The organism is Streptomyces sp. NPDC031497 (assembly GCF_055580905.1).
In genome coordinates this window covers 1-17597 of record NZ_JBVIKO010000053.1, presented here as the reverse complement: position 1 = coordinate 17597, position 17597 = coordinate 1, and the positions used below count along the sequence as shown (strand labels likewise).

At 67.6% G+C, this 17597-nt stretch carries 14 protein-coding genes; 5 read left to right on the top strand and 9 right to left on the bottom strand.

The genetic code is table 11. The features are described from left to right. Positions 1 to 156 precede the first annotated feature (156 nt). The 3 genes from ACZ5K7_RS47830 to ACZ5K7_RS47820 form a co-directional block, all read right to left on the bottom strand. Entirely contained in the window at positions 157 to 858 is a 702-nt protein-coding gene (locus tag ACZ5K7_RS47830; protein WP_468924844.1) for an SDR family oxidoreductase, read from the bottom strand. A gap of 80 nt (positions 859 to 938) precedes the next feature. After that, positions 939 to 1586: a TetR/AcrR family transcriptional regulator gene (locus ACZ5K7_RS47825; protein WP_468924843.1), complete on the bottom strand. Its 648-nt coding sequence runs from the start codon at positions 1584 to 1586 to the stop codon at positions 939 to 941. A gap of 80 nt (positions 1587 to 1666) precedes the next feature. Then, positions 1667 to 2116, bottom strand: coding sequence for a DUF5709 domain-containing protein (locus tag ACZ5K7_RS47820; protein WP_468924845.1), 450 nt, complete (start codon positions 2114 to 2116; stop codon positions 1667 to 1669). A 221-nt stretch (positions 2117 to 2337) separates the two neighbouring features. On the opposite strand from ACZ5K7_RS47820, the gene htpG reads away from it, so the two are divergent. Beyond that, complete coding sequence (gene htpG / locus ACZ5K7_RS47815) at positions 2338 to 4242, top strand: molecular chaperone HtpG (RefSeq protein ID WP_468924842.1); 1905 nt, start codon at positions 2338 to 2340, stop codon at positions 4240 to 4242. Positions 4243 to 4573: 331 nt separating this feature from the next. Here htpG and ACZ5K7_RS47810 read toward each other — a convergent pair whose 3' ends face one another. Continuing rightward, positions 4574 to 4873, bottom strand: a complete 300-nt coding sequence (locus ACZ5K7_RS47810) for a hypothetical protein (RefSeq protein ID WP_468924840.1) — start codon at positions 4871 to 4873, stop codon at positions 4574 to 4576. 331 nt (positions 4874 to 5204) lie between these two features. Continuing rightward, positions 5205 to 5786, bottom strand: coding sequence for a hypothetical protein (locus tag ACZ5K7_RS47805; protein ID WP_468924838.1), 582 nt, complete (start codon positions 5784 to 5786; stop codon positions 5205 to 5207). Between ACZ5K7_RS47805 and ACZ5K7_RS47800 the strand changes: the two genes are divergently transcribed. Next, positions 5785 to 6084, top strand: a complete 300-nt coding sequence (locus ACZ5K7_RS47800) for a hypothetical protein (protein WP_468924836.1) — start codon at positions 5785 to 5787, stop codon at positions 6082 to 6084. The two genes, ACZ5K7_RS47805 and ACZ5K7_RS47800, sit on opposite strands and share 2 nt — an antisense overlap. A 62-nt stretch (positions 6085 to 6146) precedes the next feature. Here ACZ5K7_RS47800 and ACZ5K7_RS47795 read toward each other — a convergent pair whose 3' ends face one another. After that, on the bottom strand, positions 6147 to 7535 hold the full coding sequence (locus ACZ5K7_RS47795) for a dihydrolipoyl dehydrogenase family protein (protein ID WP_468924834.1): 1389 nt from the start codon (positions 7533 to 7535) through the stop codon (positions 6147 to 6149). A gap of 460 nt (positions 7536 to 7995) precedes the next feature. Here ACZ5K7_RS47795 and ACZ5K7_RS47790 point away from each other — a divergent pair, with 460 nt between their 5' ends. Beyond that, the gene (locus ACZ5K7_RS47790) at positions 7996 to 9963 is read left to right on the top strand and encodes an AfsR/SARP family transcriptional regulator (RefSeq protein WP_468924832.1); all 1968 of its coding nucleotides are present in this window, start codon (positions 7996 to 7998) and stop codon (positions 9961 to 9963) included. 383 nt (positions 9964 to 10346) lie between these two features. Then, positions 10347 to 11423, top strand: a complete 1077-nt coding sequence (locus tag ACZ5K7_RS47785; protein WP_468924830.1) for a LysR family transcriptional regulator — start codon at positions 10347 to 10349, stop codon at positions 11421 to 11423. Between the two features lie 408 nt (positions 11424 to 11831). Here ACZ5K7_RS47785 and ACZ5K7_RS47780 read toward each other — a convergent pair whose 3' ends face one another. After that, positions 11832 to 12071: a hypothetical protein gene (locus ACZ5K7_RS47780; RefSeq protein ID WP_468924828.1), complete on the bottom strand. Its 240-nt coding sequence runs from the start codon at positions 12069 to 12071 to the stop codon at positions 11832 to 11834. A 46-nt stretch (positions 12072 to 12117) separates the two neighbouring features. Next, positions 12118 to 13296, bottom strand: coding sequence for a hypothetical protein (locus tag ACZ5K7_RS47775; RefSeq protein WP_468924826.1), 1179 nt, complete (start codon positions 13294 to 13296; stop codon positions 12118 to 12120). 861 nt (positions 13297 to 14157) lie between these two features. On the opposite strand from ACZ5K7_RS47775, the gene ACZ5K7_RS47770 reads away from it, so the two are divergent. Beyond that, the gene (locus ACZ5K7_RS47770) at positions 14158 to 15507 is read left to right on the top strand and encodes a hypothetical protein (protein WP_468924824.1); all 1350 of its coding nucleotides are present in this window, start codon (positions 14158 to 14160) and stop codon (positions 15505 to 15507) included. A gap of 1832 nt (positions 15508 to 17339) precedes the next feature. Here the strand turns inward: ACZ5K7_RS47770 and ACZ5K7_RS47765 are convergent. After that, the gene (locus ACZ5K7_RS47765; protein WP_468924822.1) at positions 17340 to 17465 is read right to left on the bottom strand and encodes a hypothetical protein; all 126 of its coding nucleotides are present in this window, start codon (positions 17463 to 17465) and stop codon (positions 17340 to 17342) included. Between the last annotated feature and the right edge of the window lie 132 nt (positions 17466 to 17597).

The window sequence follows — 17597 nt, the reverse complement described above, 5'->3', positions numbered from 1 at the left end:
ATTTTTTTCCTCCCCTCGCGCATCTTGTCGGCGATGGCCACCGCCCCCCCCCCCCCCCCCCCCCCCCCCCCCCCCCCCCCCCCCCCCCCCCCCCCCCCCCCCCCCCCCCCCCCCCCCCCCCCCCCCCCGGCCGGCAAGCCGTGTGTTGGTGGTCCGTTACTCCGCGAGCTGGGGATACAGGGCTGCGAGGTCGCCGGCGAGGCCGGCCTTTACCCGGCGGGTGCCATCGTCCGCCAGTACCTCGTGGGCTCCGCTCTCGACCCCGTCGAGGGCCTGTACCGCGACGTCCTTCGGGCTGGACTTCGGCGCATCGACCTTGGCCACCATGTCAGTGTCGACATACCCCACGTGCAGTCCCGTGACGCCGATGCCGCGCGGCTTGAGGTCCAGCCGCAGGGAGTTGCTCTGAGACCACAGAGCGGCCTTGGACGCGCTGTAAGAGCCGGCGTAGGCAACCCAGGACAGGATCGAGTGGACATTGAGGATGTGCCCTCCGCCGTTCCCCTCGATGACGGGGACGAAGGCTCGCGTCACCAGGAGGGGACCGTAGAAGTTGGTCTCGAACTCCCGGCGGATGTCGTCGACGGGGGCGGTGAGAAGCGAGGCGTTGAGCGAGACACCTGCGTTGTTGATCAGGACGGTGACATCTCCGGCCTGCTCGGCGGCCGCGGCGACCGAGTCCGGGGAGGTGACCTCCAGTGCCAGCGGCACGGCGTCGGGGTTGGTGACGGTCCGCGGGTCGCGCGCGGTGGCGTACACCTTGGCGGCACCGCGCGCGAACAGTTCCTCGACCATGGCACTGCCCAGGCCACGGTTGCCGCCGGTGACGAGCACCACGGCGCCATTGAGTGAAGGCATGTCGAACTCCTTGGGTAAACCGATCGGTTTTTTTCAACCGTAGGGCGAACCGATGCGATCCTCAAGTCATTGCGGGGGAATCAGCCACACATGTCTTGGGAAACCGTGGCCTGTTCACATGTTTGATTCTGGTGTATGTGTGAGTGTGTGACGCTGTGCTCGGGCATTCCCACGGCGTCCAGCAGTGCGACCACGGCCGGACGCAGGGCGCCCACCAGAGGGTCCGCGTGGATTCCCGCGCGTGCGCTCGCGCCGTCGAGAACGATCATGAGTTGCCGGCCGAGCAGTTCGGGGTCGGCCGCGCCACCCTGTTCAGCCTGCTCGCGGAAGAAGTCGGTCCATGTGGCCTTCACCCGACGGGCCACGCGGCTTGCGGGGTGTTCGTCGTCCTTGAACTCGACCTGGGCGGACAGATAGGGACAGCCCCGGTATCCGGGTGCGGCGGCCTCAGACTCCAGTCGCGCGAACGGATACATGATCCGCTCGCGGGGTGTGCCCGCCGTGCCGGGCGGGGGGAGCAGCCGGGCGGCATAGGCGGCCGCCTGGCTTTCCAGGCTCTCCGCCAGCAGTTCGTCCTTGCTGCCGAAGAGCTGGTACAGGGACCGCTTGGACACTCCGGCCGCCTTGCACAGCGCCTCGACCCCGATGTTCACACCCTCTCGGTAGATCAACGCGGCAGCGGCCGCCAGAAGCCGCTCCCGCGGGGCAGACTTCATATCGATGGTCATGAAGCGAGGCTAACCCGATGCGGCCTCAGGTGGAAACCGTTCGGTTTAAGTGTGACATGTGAACACTTCGTGCCTCGATCTCATCCCACGTCGGGTTCGGAGATCAGGTGCATGGCGGCCTCCTCGGCCGACGCCCCGGCCCCGTCCAGCCCCAGGTCCGAGGCGACCACGCCCAAGGACGTGATCGCCGGGCGTCCTTCGTCGGGAGTGACGAGACGTCCGGCGCGTTCGTCTCCGACTTCCGCGTCGAGGAGCTCCCCGTCGGTGTCCCACGTGTCGCCGATGCCGTCACCCGGCGGTACCGAAACATCCGGTATCTCCTCGGCCAGCCGCTGGTCCAGGCTCTCACCCCGCAGCCGCTCCGCCGCGGTCACGCCCTCGTGCAGTACGCCCCAAGGACGCTCCGGAGGTGAGTATCCCTCGTCGAGTGCCTCCGGACCGGCCCGGAAGTCCAGGGTGTCCAGGGCGTCCAGCAGTCCGGAGTCGTCCTGCACCTCCGAGCTGTCCGGCTGGTAGACGTCGTCGCCCATCGCTTCGTCGATCACTCGTGCTCCTCGCGTCTTTTCACCTGTCGGACCCCGCTGTGCTGGGGCGATGCCTCAGAATATCCGTACTGTCCGGGAAGCGCCCGAGTGTCCCCGCGGTGTCGGCGCGGGGTCCGCGGACTCCCAACGCCGTTGCCCAGCAGGTGCTTTACAGTGACGTGCGCCAGATCCAATCGAATCGTGACGTGTGAGGGAAGGCACCGACGATGCCGAGTGAAACGTTTGAATTTCAGGTCGAAGCTCGTCAGCTGTTGCAGCTGATGATCCACTCGGTCTACTCGAACAAGGATGTCTTTCTACGGGAACTCGTCTCCAATGCCTCCGACGCTCTGGACAAGCTGAGACTGGATGCCCTGCGGGACCCGGCGCTCGAAGCGGACACTTCCGACCTGCACATCGCCATTGAGACCGACCCCGGCGAGCGTACGCTCACCGTCCGGGACAACGGCATCGGCATGACATACGAGGAGGTCGCACGGCTGATCGGCACCATCGCCAGGTCGGGTACGGCGGAGTTTCTGCGAGGACTTCAGGAGACCAAGGACGCGCGCGGGGCCGAGGGGCTCATCGGGCAGTTCGGCGTGGGATTCTACGCCGGTTTCATGGTCGCCGACGAGATGACCCTGCTGACCCGACGGGCTGGCGAGACGCAGGGCACTCGCTGGAGTTCGCGCGGTGAGGGCACATACACCTTGGAGACGGTGCCGGAGGCGCCGCAAGGCACTTCCGTCACCCTCCGTCTCAAGCCCGTCGACTCGGACGATCATCTCCACGACTACACCTCCCGATGGGTCGTCCGGGACATTGTGAAGCGGTATTCCGACTTCATCACCTGGCCCGTCCGGATGTCCCCGGAGCAGAGCGAGGGCGCCGCCGGCGAGCAGGCGCCGCCCGAGACGCTGAACTCCATGAAGGCCCTGTGGGCACGCTCGCGCGACGAAGTGTCCGACGACGAGTACCACGAGTTGTACAAGCACATCAGTCACGACTGGCGGCCGCCGCTGGAGACCGTCCGGTTCCAGGCGGAGGGCACCTTCGAATATCAGGCCCTTCTGTTCCTGCCGGAGCACGCTCCGCAGGATCTGTTCACGCAGGGGCACCGCCGTGGGCTGCAGCTTTACGTCAAGCGTGTTCTGATCATGGACGACTGTGATTCGCTCCTGCCGTCGTATCTGCGGTTCGTCAAGGGAGTCGTCGACGCCCAGGACCTCTCGCTCAACGTCTCCCGTGAGATCCTCCAGCAGGACCGCCATATCCAGATGATCCAGCGACGGCTCACCAAGAAGGTGCTCTCCTCGCTCAAGGACCTGAGGTTGGCTGACGCCCAGCGGTACGGCATTTTCTGGCGGGAGTTCGGGCAGGCCGTGAAGGAAGGTCTGATCACCGACGCCGACAACCGGGAGGCCGTCCTGGCCGTCGCGATGTTCGAGTCCACCCATGAGGGCGATGCGCCGACGACTCTCGACGAGTACGTGCAGCGGATGCCGGAGGGCCAGGGCGACATCTACTACATGACCGGCAAGTCCCGGCGGGCCATCGAGAGTTCCCCGCATCTGGAGGCGTTCAGGGCCATGGGTGTCGAAGTCCTTCTGCTGACCGATCCGGTCGACGAGGTGTGGGCTGATGCGATCGGCGACTTCCAGGGCAAGCCGCTGCGATCCGTGGCCAAGGGGGAGGTCAACCTCGAAGCGTTGGCCGTAGGTGTCGACGAGAAGGTGGCCGGCGACCGCGAGGAGGAGCACGCGGGTCTCGTCGGCTGGATGAAGGAGCAACTGGCCGAGGACGTCAAGGATGTTCGCCTGTCCGCACGGCTGACGGTCTCTCCCGCGTGCGTCGTCTCCGACACGGATGACCTGACACCTGCCCTGGAGGCAATGTACCGGGCCATGGGGCAGGAGGTGCCGAGGACCAGGCGCATTCTCGAGCTCAATGCCGAACACACCCTGGTGAGAGGGCTGAGGCAGGCGTACCAGGCCGGTGAGGACAAAACCGCCCTGGCGGAGTCCGCCGAGTTGCTGTACGGCCTGGCGGTCCTCGCCGAGGGTGGGCAGGTCGGCGACCCCAGCCGATTCGTGAAGCTGATCGCGGACCGTGTGGCACGCACCTTGTGACGACGCTCCGGTGGGCACCGCGTCCAGTGCGTTGTGGGCCGCGCGGTGCCTCGCCGGGGCAGGGCGGCGGACGGCTCGCTCCGCCGCCGTCCGGCACATCGCGTTCAACATCCCCCATGGTCATGGGCCTTGACAGGGAAGCGTCCGGCGCCCCAGCCTATGGCAACGTTGTTATCACTCGGAGAGTCACTCCGGTCCGTCGACAGCGTAGTTAGTCCGCTGTCGGTCTGTGACCTGGGCAGACTAACTTGGCTGGCAGGAAGCTCCTTTGGTTGACCTAGCCTTGTACTCAAACCGCCCGAGGGATCCTGAGCTGGTGCACAGACCGCGCCTAGGCGGTCACCGTCCACGGGCAGTTCGGCAGGTTCGCTGCGAACCACCCGTCAGCCAATTCCAGCACCCGGTCAATATGCGCGGCATCGAAGTACTCGGAGCCCATCACTGGTCGGATGCCCTGGCTGGCCAAGCAGTCAAGGACATGCCGCTCGACATCGCGAGCTGCGCCAACGGGCAGGTCGGTTATGAACCTGCGGACTGGACCCAGACCGTGCTGGATGCGGTGGGTATCAAGCCGTCCTCGCCCATCACCCGACGAGATCCCGGGCTTCACCATGGCCCCGTCGGTCACCACGTAGTACACGGTTGGTTCGGGGCGAAGGCCCGCTCCGCTGCATCGAGCGCACAGCAACTCGCGCTTCAACCCGGTGTTGATGCTCGCCGAGGTCAGGTGCCCGGCAACGCAGCACAGGCGCACAGTCTGGAGGATCCGGTCCTACATGACGTCCAGGATCATCACGTTCTGCTCGCGGGCGCGGCGCCTGAACTCAACGAGCTTGGGTGTCTGAGAGATGTGGCGACACGTATCGCATGGGTCGCCCGCGCCGCCGGGACCTGTTTTGAATCCGTAGTTACCCTCCGGCAAGCGTCCGGGGGTAGGCGGATCTATCGCGGTGATGGTGAAATCACGCCAGGTGCGTTCGTGCCCGTAGTTGCGCCCGTAGCCTGGCGCGCTTAGGGGTACGTGGATCCATCGCCGTGATGGTGAACTCATGCCCGTGCAGGCAGCGAACCTCTTTCGCTGGATACCCGTTGGGGGATGTGGCGTCAGCCAGGATTCGGAGATCGGTCTCGATAGCGTAGGCAGCGAACGACGCATGGGCGGCTTCTTCCCACCGCTTCCGCGCGCAGTGCTCGCACTCCTCCAGCGCCATGGGGAAGGCTGCCAGATTCGTCGTTCCCGGCACTGCCATGTGCTTCATCTCTGCATCCAGGAGGAACAGGCTCCCCTCGGGTGTCCGGACGATCGTGCTGCCGAGTTTGGGGTGCAGCGCGGTCACGGGGGTTACCTCAGTCGTACGTCCCGCGTCGCAGGACAGCGTCACGTGGTCCAAGATGCCGCTCGGCTTGCTCCGTACCGTCCAGCCCAGTTCGTAGGCCAGCGTGGTGAAGAGCGCCACGACGGCCGCCTCAGCACGGGCAAGCAGCCGGGCAGAGCGCAGGGTGTCCTCCGGCGAGGGTGCGGCGGTCCGTGTGTCGTCACTCATGTCGTCCCCCTTCTCAACAGGCGCGTCGGCTGCGCGAGCGCCTAGACGAGGTCGAGGGTCGCATGGCGCACTGACAGCGGGCGCAGGTGCTCGCCCGGTAGGTAGACGCGGGCCGACATACGGACCTCGAGCGGACGGCAGCCATCTCCTGCCGACGCGCTACGACGACAACTATCTCTGGCTGCTGTCCGGGGAGACGTGCGCGGTGGCCGTGTCATGGCCCGCGCCCGCCCTCTGGGGCGGTCGAAGCTGTGGGGCGGAGGGCTACAACACGGACCCGGTGACCGTGGGCGGCTGAGTGCGGTGCCGTGGCGTCCCACGCCGCCGTCGGGCGGCGTGGGACCGCTGGTCCGATGAGCGTCAGTCGGTCCAGGAAGCGAAGAGCGCGTTGAGCCCTTCCGCCATAGTCGGGTGGGCGATCAGTCCGTCCCGCAACCGGGAGAAGGGCAGCCCGCCCCACATGGCTGTCTGTACCACCGACAGCACTTCCGCCGACTCGGGCCCGAGAAGCGCGACACCCAGGATCTGCTCGCTCTCCCGGTCGACCACGGCCTTCCACAGGCCCCGTGTCTCACGCAGCGTACGAGCCCTCGGAATGCCCTTGACCGGCAGCTTCGCGACACGGATGTCGCGTCCGGTGGCCCGGGCTTGCGATTCCGTGAGGCCGACTCGGGCGAGTTCCGGGTCCGTGAATAGATTCCAGGGGATCAGCCGGTCCGCGGTGCTGCGGTTGCCGCCGGCGATGTTGGCCTTGACGACGCGGTAGTCGTCCAGTGATACATGGGTGAACTGCGGGCTGCCCGCCACATCGCCCACCGCCCAGGTGTGCGGGGCGTCGGTGGCGAGCCTGCTGTCGACACGCACGAACCCGCGGTCGTCCACCCGGACTCCTGCCGCCTCCAGATTGAGGTCGTGTGTGACCGGTTCGCGGCCGGTCGCGGCCAGGATGGCGTCGCCGTCCAGAACAGTGCCGTCGGCCAGCTGCACCCGCACCGAGCCCTGTTCCCTCCGTACTTCCTTCACCGCCGCGTTCAGGATCAGCTCGAGGCCGTCTTCCCGCAGACAGTCCTCCAGGACCGTCGCGATGTCCCGGTCTTCGCGGGGCAGCAGGTGAGGGCCGCGTTCCAGTACAGTCACACGGCTTCCGAATGCAGCGAACATGTGAGCGAATTCCAGGCCTACATACCCGCCACCGAGCACCAGCAGGCGGTCCGGGATCCTCCTCAGCTCCATGATCGACTCACTCGTCAGCGGCTCCGCCTCCGCCAGTCCCGGGATGGCCGCGACGTGCGGCACAGTCCCGGTATTGATCACGACGTCGACTCCTCGTACCACGCGGCGGCCCCCGTCGTTGAGCCGGATCTCGACGGTCCGTTCGCTCACGAAGCGCGCCGTGCCCAGGACGAAGTCCATGCCGCTGTCCAGGAACTGCTGATGGTTGAGGTGGACCATATCCGACACGACGCCCTCCTTGTGGGCGCGCAGCAGTTCCAAGTCCACCTCGGCCTTGCCGATCCGCAGTCCCAGTGACTCGGCCCTGTCGGTCCTGCGAGCCAGCCGCGCGCTCGTCACCAGGGACTTGGTGGGGATGCACGCGACGTTGATACAGGTGCCGCCGATCATGCCCCGTTCGACCATGACCACCCTGCGGCCGGTCCGGGCAGTGTCCATGGCCAGCGTCTTGCCGGCCTTGCCGCCACCCACCACCAGCAGGTCCACATCCTCGACGATGTCTTCCGTCACGTTCATGATCTCCGTGTCCTCCTGAAGCGGTGAGCGGTCTGCTGAATCAGCGGCCCAGGGTCGGCAGGCCTTCTCCGACTCCATGCTCGACGTGCGCAGGGGGGACTGCATCCGTCGAATGACTTGCCCTGGCGCGGTGCGGGGGCCAGTCCTTCGGCTGGTCGTGGTTCGCGGGACGTGGGACGTGGGACGGCGAATATGCCTGCCACGAGGCGGAGTAGAGGCCGTGGAATGGGTGCTCAGGCGCTTCGTGAGGCCGCTTTCGTCTCCTGCCGTGACGCTAGGTCATCCGACTGATGCACCCGTAGCGGGCCGAATGTACGTTTTCTCCGACGCTAACGAGCCCTTCCGCCGTGGCATCGATGGAGGGCGGGGCGACGCCGAGCCCGCTCGCAGAGCAGACAAGGACGTCGCCGCCGGATGCCGGGCGCGGCTTCTTCCCGGACGCCGAAATGAGGAGAGGTCCATGCCTGTGACGTCACGCCACTTCGCCGGCCAGGAGCATGAACCCACAACTGCCGTGAGCTTTACGCTGCTGGGACCGGTCCGGGCCTGGCGCGCCGGGCGAGAAATCGCTCTTGGCCCGCGTCAGCAACGCCTTGTACTGGCGGCACTGCTGGCAGGGGCGGGACGGCCCGTCTCTCTGTCGGAACTGGTGGACCTTCTCTGGGACGGGGAACCGCCGGCAAGCGCGGTGAACGCCGTCCACCGATATGTGGGTACGCTCCGCCGGCTTCTGGAACCCGGACTCCCGGCCAGAGCCGCAGGCCGGTGGCTGGTACGACAGGCGGGAGGCTACCTTCTGCGCGTCGACGAGGACGGCCTGGACCTCCTCCGATTCCGTGACCGTGTCGGGCAGGCCCGTGCCGCCGCTGCCGACGGCTGCCCGGCGGCCGCCGTCGACATGTATCTTCAGGCCCTTGACCTGTGGCAGGGCCATTGCGCGGAGGGCCTGGGCGCCATGGTTCGCGTACACCCGGCTTTCGTCATGGTCGAGCACGAATATGCGCCGGTCGTCTGCGAGGCCGCCGCCGCGGCCCTGACATGCGACCGGGTCGGCTCTGTCCTGCTGCCCGTGCGCCAGGCCGCCGAGCGGTGTCCATTGGATGAGGCCTTGCAGGCCACGCTGCTGCGGGTGCTAGCCGCGGACGGCAAACAGGCTGAGGCGATCATGCTCTACCACGGCATCAGGGCCCGGCTGACGGCCGAGTTGGGGATCGAACCAGGTACGGAATTGCAGGCCGCCTACGAGACCATTCTCCGGGGCGGCCCTGTCGCGGTGAAGGCCCAGGTGCCGTCGGCGACGGTGTCTCCCGCGGCGAGCGAAGCGGCGCCTCCCATGCTGCGGATGCCCTGGGTGGAACCAGCACAGCTGCCACCGGACCTGCCGTGCTTCAGCGGACGCCGACGTGCTCTGGAACAGGCTTTGGAGATGGCTTACCAGACCAGTGACGCCCTGCGTGTCCTGGTGGTGGACGGCATTCCGGGTGTCGGAAAGACCGCGCTGGCCGTGCACTTCGCCCACCAGGTGGCGGCGGACTTCACCGACGGCCAGCTCTACGCGGACTTGGGCGGTTTCGCGACCGAGGGGAAGCCGGCCCACCCCGGCGAGGTGCTGAGAGGGTTTCTGGAGGCCTTGGGAGTGGACAGGAATCGGATACCGGCCACCGTGGAGGCCAGGTCCGCTCTCTTTCGCAGCGTCCTTGCCGGACGTCGGATGCTTCTCCTGCTGGACAACGCACTCGATGTCGAACAAGTGCGGCCACTGCTGCCGGGGAACCCCCAATGCATGGTTGTGGTGACCAGCCGAAGCCAGCTGATCGGCATGGCGAGTGCGTATGGAGCACGGTTGCTGAGCCTGGATGTGCCTTCGCACAGTGAAGCGATCACTTTCCTCGGCACGCGACTGGGTTCGAGGCGCGTCGGCACCGACATGGCCGCGGTCGATGAGATCGTGCGCCGCTGCGGCAGGCTTCCGGTCGCCATGGCTGTCGTCGCCGCCCGCGCGGTGACTCATGTCGACCAGCCCCTGACGCAGATCGCCGCCGAACTGGCCGCTGCGCACGGCAGTCTGGAGGGCTTCAGCGACGACGACGGCGCCAACAATCTGCGAGGCGTGTTCTCCTGGTCCTACCGGACACTCAGTACCGAGGCCAAACGGCTCTTCGCCCTGCTGCCTCTGCCCGAAACGCCGGACTTCAGCACGACCGCGCTGGCGAGTCTGGCCGGTGTCTCGTGCACGGCGGCGGCCGCGGCGGCCGGTGAACTGGTGCGCAGTCGTCTGCTGGATGCCCACCGGCACGACAGGTACGCGGCACACGAGCTCGTCGTCGCCTATGCGGCCGAACTGGGAGGCGCGCAGGAGACGGACCGCGCGGCCGCCCTCCGGTCCCTGAACGCCTCCTACCGCCGGCCGGTCGAGCCCGCGGCCTGACCGCGCGCCTCGGCCCGCTCGGACATATCGACAGGGACGACTCACGAGCTCTCATCCGCTGGCGTGACGGAGAAGAGAGCAGCAGGTGCCCGGGGGAAGCACCTGTCGTGAGCCGTCCCTGTCCGGCCCGTCGGTTGCCCGGGCCCGCGAAGAGAGACTTGCTCCAGCCGGATCTCGGCGATGCAACGAAGATCTCACGGGCCTGATCGCTGTCCAGGTGCCGTGACCTGATACGTTCACCTGCGGAGCGCCACATTCCCACATGGGAATCCGCTGCGGGCGACATCGGCCGCAGTCGTCGGCGTTCTCGCTGCCCGTCCGGCTGTGACTCCCATTGGATCAAAGTTGCGCCGTAGCGTCCAAGACCGATCCGACATCGTGTGATGCCGGAATGGCATGTCTTCCTGTCGCACCGGACGCCCGGTGACGTCAGCAATCCGATCGGTTGCGTAGCCCGCGGCTTCCGTTTCGAAAGGGCCGCCCCTTTGAACACGTTTGAGCCCGAAACACGTCAGGACTTCGCCGAGCCCGACATCGAACCTAGGCTGTTGCGGGCATTTCTCGCGGTAGCAACCGAAAGACATTTCGGACGCGCAGCGGAGGTTCTCGGCATAGCCCAGCCCGCGCTCAGCAGGCAGGTGCGTCAGCTCGAACGTCTCCTGGGCGCGGAGCTGTTCATCCGTACGTGGCGCGGCGCCGAACTCAGCAGGGCCGGGAACTCGATCTTCCTGGAGGTGCGGCGGGCACTGGCCGGCAACCAGCGCCTCGTGCGAGCTGCCCGTTCCTCCGCAGTCAGGGATGCCCATGTCCTCAGGGTCTCGGCGCCCCTACCCAGTGCGCCGGTCGGGCTCCTCGCCGAATCCGTACGGCGTCTGAGGGACGTCAGCGCGCACACGTCTGTGTCAGTCGTGGATCTCCGAGACTGCCAGCAGGCGGACGCGCTCGCCGATGGCCGTATCGACGTGGTTCTCACCTGGGCCGAACCGATGGCGCACGGGGTGGCCACCGATGTGCTGGTCGAGGAGCAGATGACAGCGCTTTTAGCCCACGGACACACCTGCGCCGCTGCCGAGACGATGTCGTTCGCTCAACTCGGCACGGACACCATCCTGTTCCCCGTTGAAGAGCGCAGCCACTGCTGGGCAAAGCTGGAGGCCGTGGCTGCTTCCGGGGGAGTGGTGCTCGCACCAGTGCCGACCGCGCCGTCAGCAGTGCCCGACCTGGTGGCGGCTGGTCTGGGAGTCTCGGTGATGCCCGGATCCTTCCGGTTCGCCGGCCATCCCGGGGTGGCACTTGTGCCGTTGGAGCGGCATTTCGGGAAGATGAGCGTGGCCTGGCGGCGGGGCGACGACTCGCAGGCGGTGACGGATTTCGTCAGGGCCTGCCGTGCCGCGGCCCGTCATCTGGCCGCGGCACACGACCAGGTCTGGCGCATCCCCGAGCAGGCCGTGACCGACTGACCGGCTGGCGGGGTCTGTGCAGGCCTATATCCACCGCAAGGTGTGTAGCGTTGAGTAACCGTCCGGAAACAGTTGTGGTCTTCTGATCTTCGCTCCGGTTTCGCCTCGCCTCGCTGTGGTGATCCAACTGGCTGGGCGAGGGAGCACGGGTGTGGCAGGACTGGGATCCGGAAGACCTGATCGAGGTCTGGACGCTGCTCCAAGGACATCATGAAATCGGGGGCGTCGGGAGGATCGTGCCGTCGTGCTGAATGACGGCGGATGTGGCGGTGTGACCGATCGCCCTCAGGTGCGGGCTGAGCCCGGCTATGGTGAGGCGGTGGTCGCCGCGGTTGGCCGCGAAGGTCCGCCAGGACGGTAAGTCGAGCTCCGCGGTCGCGTACGGCTCGGCGTGCGCGTCTTCAGCAGTCACTCCAGCGCGGTGTGGGCACTGGTGTGCAGGTGGTCGTTGTCGCCTCGCCAGGCGATGGAGCTGCCCGGCCAGCCAGACCGGGCCGCCAGGGCCGGCCGCACGCTCTCTCCGGCCAGCTCCAGGCGGTTCAAGTACCGCACCGCACTGATCACATGGGTGCAATCGGTACACCGCCTGTCCCCGGCCGCCACCAGACCGGCCTCCTTGCAGTGCTCCAGGAGCCCGTCGAAGACCACCGCTCCATCCGTACCGCCTCCACGGCCGCACGAAAGAGAAGCGACCTCAGGAACGATCACCGCGGACCCGCCCCACCCCCGCAACGAATTGCGCAGCAGAGTCGTCGGGGGCGATGGCAGGGCGGCCGGTTGGGGGCTGGTTGTTTCCCCGCATGACGTCGAGGATGTGATGTTCCAGTGTGTGGGTGTCTGGGGTGTCGCCGTCTGTGGCGTGGTTGTTGGTGGTGGTGTTCGGGTCATGGGGTTGGCCGGTGGCCAGGGTGCCGTGGGGCTGCTGTGGTGAGGTGCTGTGTGTGGTCTGGGCAGTATGGGGGTCAGGGAGATGGACGGGGTCCGCGGGGTGGCTGGTGCCGGTGTGGGTGAACTGGCCGCGGTGGGGGGCTCGGGGGTTGTCGGGCAGGAGCCGTCCGGACAGTTGGACGGGTCCGGTGCCGTAGACCTGGTAGTCCGGGGTACTGCCGTCATCCATGGCGTGGTCCCGGGCCGTCGGTTCCGGCATGGGGGCGTTCCCTGTCTGTGAGGCGCCCGCCGAGGACGCGGCGGTGAAACGGTCCCGTTGCCCGCTGGCCTGCTCGCCCGGTGCACCAGGCGAGTCGAAGGTGTGTGGGGGAGGGGTGGTGTGGGGCCGGGCGGGCATCCAGTGCTCACCGCCCTGGTGGCGGGAGTCGTAGAGCCGGACGAGCCGGACGGGAGATGTCAGACCCCTGCCGGTGGTGGACGGGAAGTCGAGGCGGTGTGTCTGCCAGGTGGCGGTGTCGATGTGGAGGGTGTGCAGGTCCCGGTCCAGGACAAGGGCGGCCACATGCGGGGCGATGTCGCCGGCGGTGTTGTTCCACTGTCCCGCCTGGGCCATCAGATGGGTGATGTATTCACGGTTGTCGTCGCCGATGCCGTCGGCGGACGCTTGCCACACCGCGAGGTACTGGCCCTGCAGGGTCTCGGGAGCGATACCGGTGAGTGGTGCGTTGGCCTGGGCCAGTTCCTCGGCCCATGACGGGCGGATGTGTGGTTCCAGGCCGGGCCACAGTATGCGCTGTTCCCGTGGCCGTTGCAGGTCCGTGCGCATTCCCTCGGCCATGTCGGCACGGACCCGCCCGGCCGTCACCGGACCCTGACCCGGCTGCCCCTGTACTGCTACCGAGTAGAAGAAGCAGTCACCGTCATACGGTGACCCTTCCAGCAGCCAGCCCTGAGCCGCCGTGATCCCCGCAGCCTGCTGATCCACCACGCCGAACGACTCCGCCGCAGCCCCCACCCCGGCCCCCGCACCCACCGAAACCGGCCAGTCCAGACCGGGAACACCCTCACCCGTCCCGAAGACATCACCACCATCTGGCACCGACATCAGCCAGTCCAGACCGGGAACACCCTCACCCGTCCCGAAGACATCACCACCATCTGGCACCGACATCAGCCAGTCCAGACCGGGACCATCAGCACTGTCCCCCGGCACGGACTCCAGAACACTCTCAGCCGTCCCGCCGAAAACCTCGTCAGGCCCGGACACATCCATGTTCCGGGGAAGGACACCGGACGGTGGTTCCCGCAGCTCACCGAAGTCACCGGGAACAACCGCCTCACCAGCCGCAGGCGGAGCCTCACCAGCCTCCCGGCCTCCCGCCACCTTCTCCACCCCTCCAGGCACAGCCCCCTCAGCCCGCACAGGCCCACCCGCACGCCTCATCCGACGGCCGGACCGAAGAACAGTTTCACCAGCCCCGCCGGCGCCCGCAGCGCCACCGGCGGAACCAGCCACCCCACCCAGGACAGACCCCTCCTGTTCACCCGCCCCCACGGGCACCGCACCACGCCGCTGCCGAGGCTCCTTGCCAGAAACACCCTTTGCATCCTCCGGAGCCGCACGCTTCCCCCGCAATCTCCCAGGATCCTTCTGCACCGCGGCCCCACTCTCCGCAACGGCCGCAGGACCCCCCCCGGCCGACCGGCTCACAGCACTCTGAGACCGGCCCGCCCCCGGCCGGCCCGACAACGCCCCCGCCCCAGCAGCCCGGGAGTCCACCGCCTCACCAGACTGCGCCCCCCGATCAACACCCCCCGACCCCTCCACCGCCGGCACCGCCACACGGTGCGCACCAGCCGAACGCTGGTTTTCACCTCTTTCTCTCTCGTAGATCAGCTTGAACCGGTCATTCTTCCCCTGAATCCCCTCGAACTGATACCCAAATGCCCGACCAAGCTCATCAGCCATAACGCGATTCGTGCCCCGCGTTTCCTTCCTTATGTGGTCATAAAAATCCCCGATATTGATATTCCTGCCGGTGTCCGGGATTACCGCAGATGCTGTTCCCGTTGGGATTTTGTTTGCGCGGGATTCCGGTTCTTCCTCCCGCCACGCCTTGGTCGCCGCAATAGCCTCTGCAGGACTTATGGGCTTATTCGCCGACGCGACCTCATGGGCGAGCATGAACCGGCCATTCTTCCCCTGAATCCCCTCGAACTGATACCCAAATGCCCGACCAAGCTCATCAGCCATAACGCGACTCGTGCCCTGCCCGAACCTTATGTTGTCATAAAAAAACCCGATATTGATCCTCTTTCTGGTGCCCGGGATCACCGCAGATGCTGTTCTCGTTGGGATTTTGTTTTTGCGGGATTCCGGTTCTTCCTCCCGCCACGCCTTGGTTGCCGCAATAGCGTCTGCAGGAGTTATGGTCGGCCTGCCGACCGGTTGTGTGAGTTTCCACCGGTTCGTGCCGGGTACTCGTTCAGACGTCCATCCATATCTCTGTTTGAGCAGGTCGGCAAGTTTCCCATTCATTCCGTTGTGCCGGGCGTTCTCGATCGTCCGGCCTATTCTCACTTCCTTTCCGGAACCGGGAAGCTTCTGGATCTTTTTGGTGGGCGGGAAGGTTTTCTCGGGGGAACGCTCTTCCTTCATCCATGCGTCGAGTGCCGCAATGAGATCTGTATGTTTGCCGTATTCGGCTTCCTGGATGTGGTTCTGATGCTGTTGGTGGGTTTCGTGGTAGGTGTGGTGGATGCGGTGGAGTTCGCCGACGGAAAGTTCGATTCCGTGGGTGGCCCTGACGTGATCCCAGATGCCGCCGAAGGTGATATCTGCGGCGGGGGGGTTTTCCTGACCGGTGGGGTGGAGGCGGTCCAGCAGGTCCAGGAGTTGTGTGGTTTGTGCCGGGGTGAGTGGGGCGAGGCCGGGTCGTTTCCATGGGGGCCGGGTGGGTGGTGTGGTGTACCAGGACTGGTTGGCGAAGGTGGCGCCCAGTTCGGTGCGGGCGTGTTCGCTGGCGGGGTTGATCACGGTGTCGCCGTGGATGGGGGCGGGGTGCTGGGCGTGGTCGGCCGGGGGAGCGGCCGGAAGGCCGGCTGGGAGGGTGACGGTAGCGGTGGTGCCGGGGAGGGCGAGGAGAGTGGCTGCGGTGTGGGTGGGTGCGGGTTCGGCGGGGGCTTCTTCGTCTGAGGTGGCATCGCCGAAGAGGTCGTCCTCGGATGCGGACATATCGTCGTTGTGGGGGTGGTGGGGGGTGCCGCCGGGCAGGCGGGGGTGTGCGGGGTCGGGGGCGGGGGTGAGTGCGGCGGGGTCGAAACCCAGGGCTCGCAGGGTCTGTTCAGCACGGCTCACCGCGTCGGACGCCTGGACGAGGTCCGCGTGTGTGGCCCGGTCATGCGCGTCGGGATCGCCGGTGGAAGGGCCTTCGCCCCGGTTCTCAAGGCGTTGCAGGGCCAGGTCGCGGCGGAGGCGGGCTTGTGCGTGCCGGTCGGCGGCCTGCCGGTAGCCGGTCAGTGCCTTGCCCAGAACACCTTCGGCCGGCCCGTATGTGGGTGTGGCCGGGCGGTAGGTGTCGCCGTGCGCGGCGTCCCGGGTACTGTGCGGACGGCCTTGTCCGGATACGGGGGTCTGGCCGGGGCGGGGTCCCCGGTCCTGGCCCGGGTGCGGTCCGGCAGTCTCCTGCCGCACCCGCCCCGGATCCGCCCCGGGAACAGGCTCCCTGCGGGTGGTGGTGACGCTCGCGGAGCGGCTGGTGTCGGGGAGCGGGGCCGGCTGCGTATCTGCCGGGTCGCGGGGCAGGACCGGGTTTTCCCGTGGTTCCCGCCGCTCGTCGCCTGCTGTCGTTGCCGCGTCCGCCGCGGAGTGTGACATTTTTCCGGCAGGCGCCGTCGGCGGCTCGTTCCCGGACCGTGGTGCTTCCTCGGGCCGCAGGACACGGTATGTGTTCGCGTCGGCCGTGTCAGACGACGGTCCACCAGCCTCCTGCCCGGACCCGGGGACACGGGAGGCGCTCTCTGGGCCGGCCGGTGCGGTCCGTGGTCCGTCGCTGATCAGCCATTCGTCCGTGACCGGGGGAGCCGGTGCCGGTGCATCCGCGGAGCTTCCTGCCCGGCGGGCCGGCGAACCGCTGCCCGCTTCCTCCCGGGTGGATTCGGGTATCCGCCTGCCGGCTGGCTGGGCCGTATCCGTGGCATCTGATGCCGGACGGCCCTGCCCGGACGAGGCCGGCGGTGTGTCCTTCCCGCCGGCTGCGGTGCGAGGCGGCGGGATGGCTTCACTCTGGCTGAACGCCCGGTCGGACTCTGCCGCCGGCATGCTGTGCCGCCCGGCGCCGGCCTGTTCCGGCCTGCGGTCGGCGCTGGCCAGAGTGAGAGGCCGGACACCGCTGACGGCAGGCCGGGCACCACCACTGCCGTCCGGACCCGCCGCACCGGCGGCGGACACCGCACCACCGGGGCCGGCCGCTCCTGCCCCGTCCGGCATCGCACGCGCGGCCGCTTCCGTCGTGCCGGACGAGAACTTGCCCGGACGAGCCGGAACAACAGACCCGGCCCGCTGGGGACCAGCAGCCCCGGCCTGCTCTGAACGAGGAGCCCCGGCCTGCTGGGGACCAAGAGAGACAGTCCCTGGGGAAATCACCCGCTCCACCCCCGCCCTCGCAGCCGCCGGGCCGGTTCCCGGTCCACTCACGACCCCATGCGAAGAGCCGGCCGCCAACCCGCCACCGGCCTCACCCACCCCACCGCCCGACAACGACGACAACAACGGCGACGACGACAACGGCGAGGACAGAGAAGACGGCGAGGCCGACGACAACGGGGAAGACGGTGAGGACATCGTGGCCCGCAACCGCCGGGCAAGCTCCGCCACAGACCCCGGCCGCCCACCACCAGCACCACCCGCTTCCCCGGCCTCACCGGCACGAACCGCCTCGCCGGCCTCACCCTGAACTGACCACGACACACCCGACAACAACTCACCCACCGGCCGGAAAAGCCGATCCCCCTCCACCGGCACCCCATTCACCACACCCACAGCACCCGCACCCGCACCCGCACCAGCACCCACACCCACACCCACAACGCCCGCACCCGCAGCACCCGCGGCCGCGCCCACCGTCTCCGGCCGGCCCCCACCAATACCCGCACCAGCGCCCGCACCCTTACCAGCGCCCGCGCCCGGCAACGGCCCCAACCCCAAACCCTCCCGCGCCTTCCACCCCACCGCCATCGCCGAACGCCCCATCACATGCCCCACCACCGCACCCGACGCACCCGCCG

Bases quoted from the DNA above. Each gene is read 5' to 3' on its own strand.
- ACZ5K7_RS47830 (WP_468924844.1), bottom strand. From the start codon at position 858: ATGCCTTCACTCAATGGCGCCGTGGTGCTCGTCACCGGCGGCAACCGT.
- ACZ5K7_RS47825 (WP_468924843.1), bottom strand. From the start codon at position 1,586: ATGACCATCGATATGAAGTCTGCCCCGCGGGAGCGGCTTCTGGCGGCC.
- ACZ5K7_RS47820 (WP_468924845.1), bottom strand. From the start codon at position 2,116: ATGGGCGACGACGTCTACCAGCCGGACAGCTCGGAGGTGCAGGACGAC.
- htpG (WP_468924842.1), top strand. From the start codon at position 2,338: ATGCCGAGTGAAACGTTTGAATTTCAGGTCGAAGCTCGTCAGCTGTTG.
- ACZ5K7_RS47800 (WP_468924836.1), top strand. From the start codon at position 5,785: ATGTCGTCCCCCTTCTCAACAGGCGCGTCGGCTGCGCGAGCGCCTAGA.
- ACZ5K7_RS47805 (WP_468924838.1), bottom strand. From the start codon at position 5,786: ATGAGTGACGACACACGGACCGCCGCACCCTCGCCGGAGGACACCCTG.
- ACZ5K7_RS47795 (WP_468924834.1), bottom strand. From the start codon at position 7,535: ATGAACGTGACGGAAGACATCGTCGAGGATGTGGACCTGCTGGTGGTG.
- ACZ5K7_RS47790 (WP_468924832.1), top strand. From the start codon at position 7,996: ATGCCTGTGACGTCACGCCACTTCGCCGGCCAGGAGCATGAACCCACA.
- ACZ5K7_RS47785 (WP_468924830.1), top strand. From the start codon at position 10,347: ATGCCGGAATGGCATGTCTTCCTGTCGCACCGGACGCCCGGTGACGTC.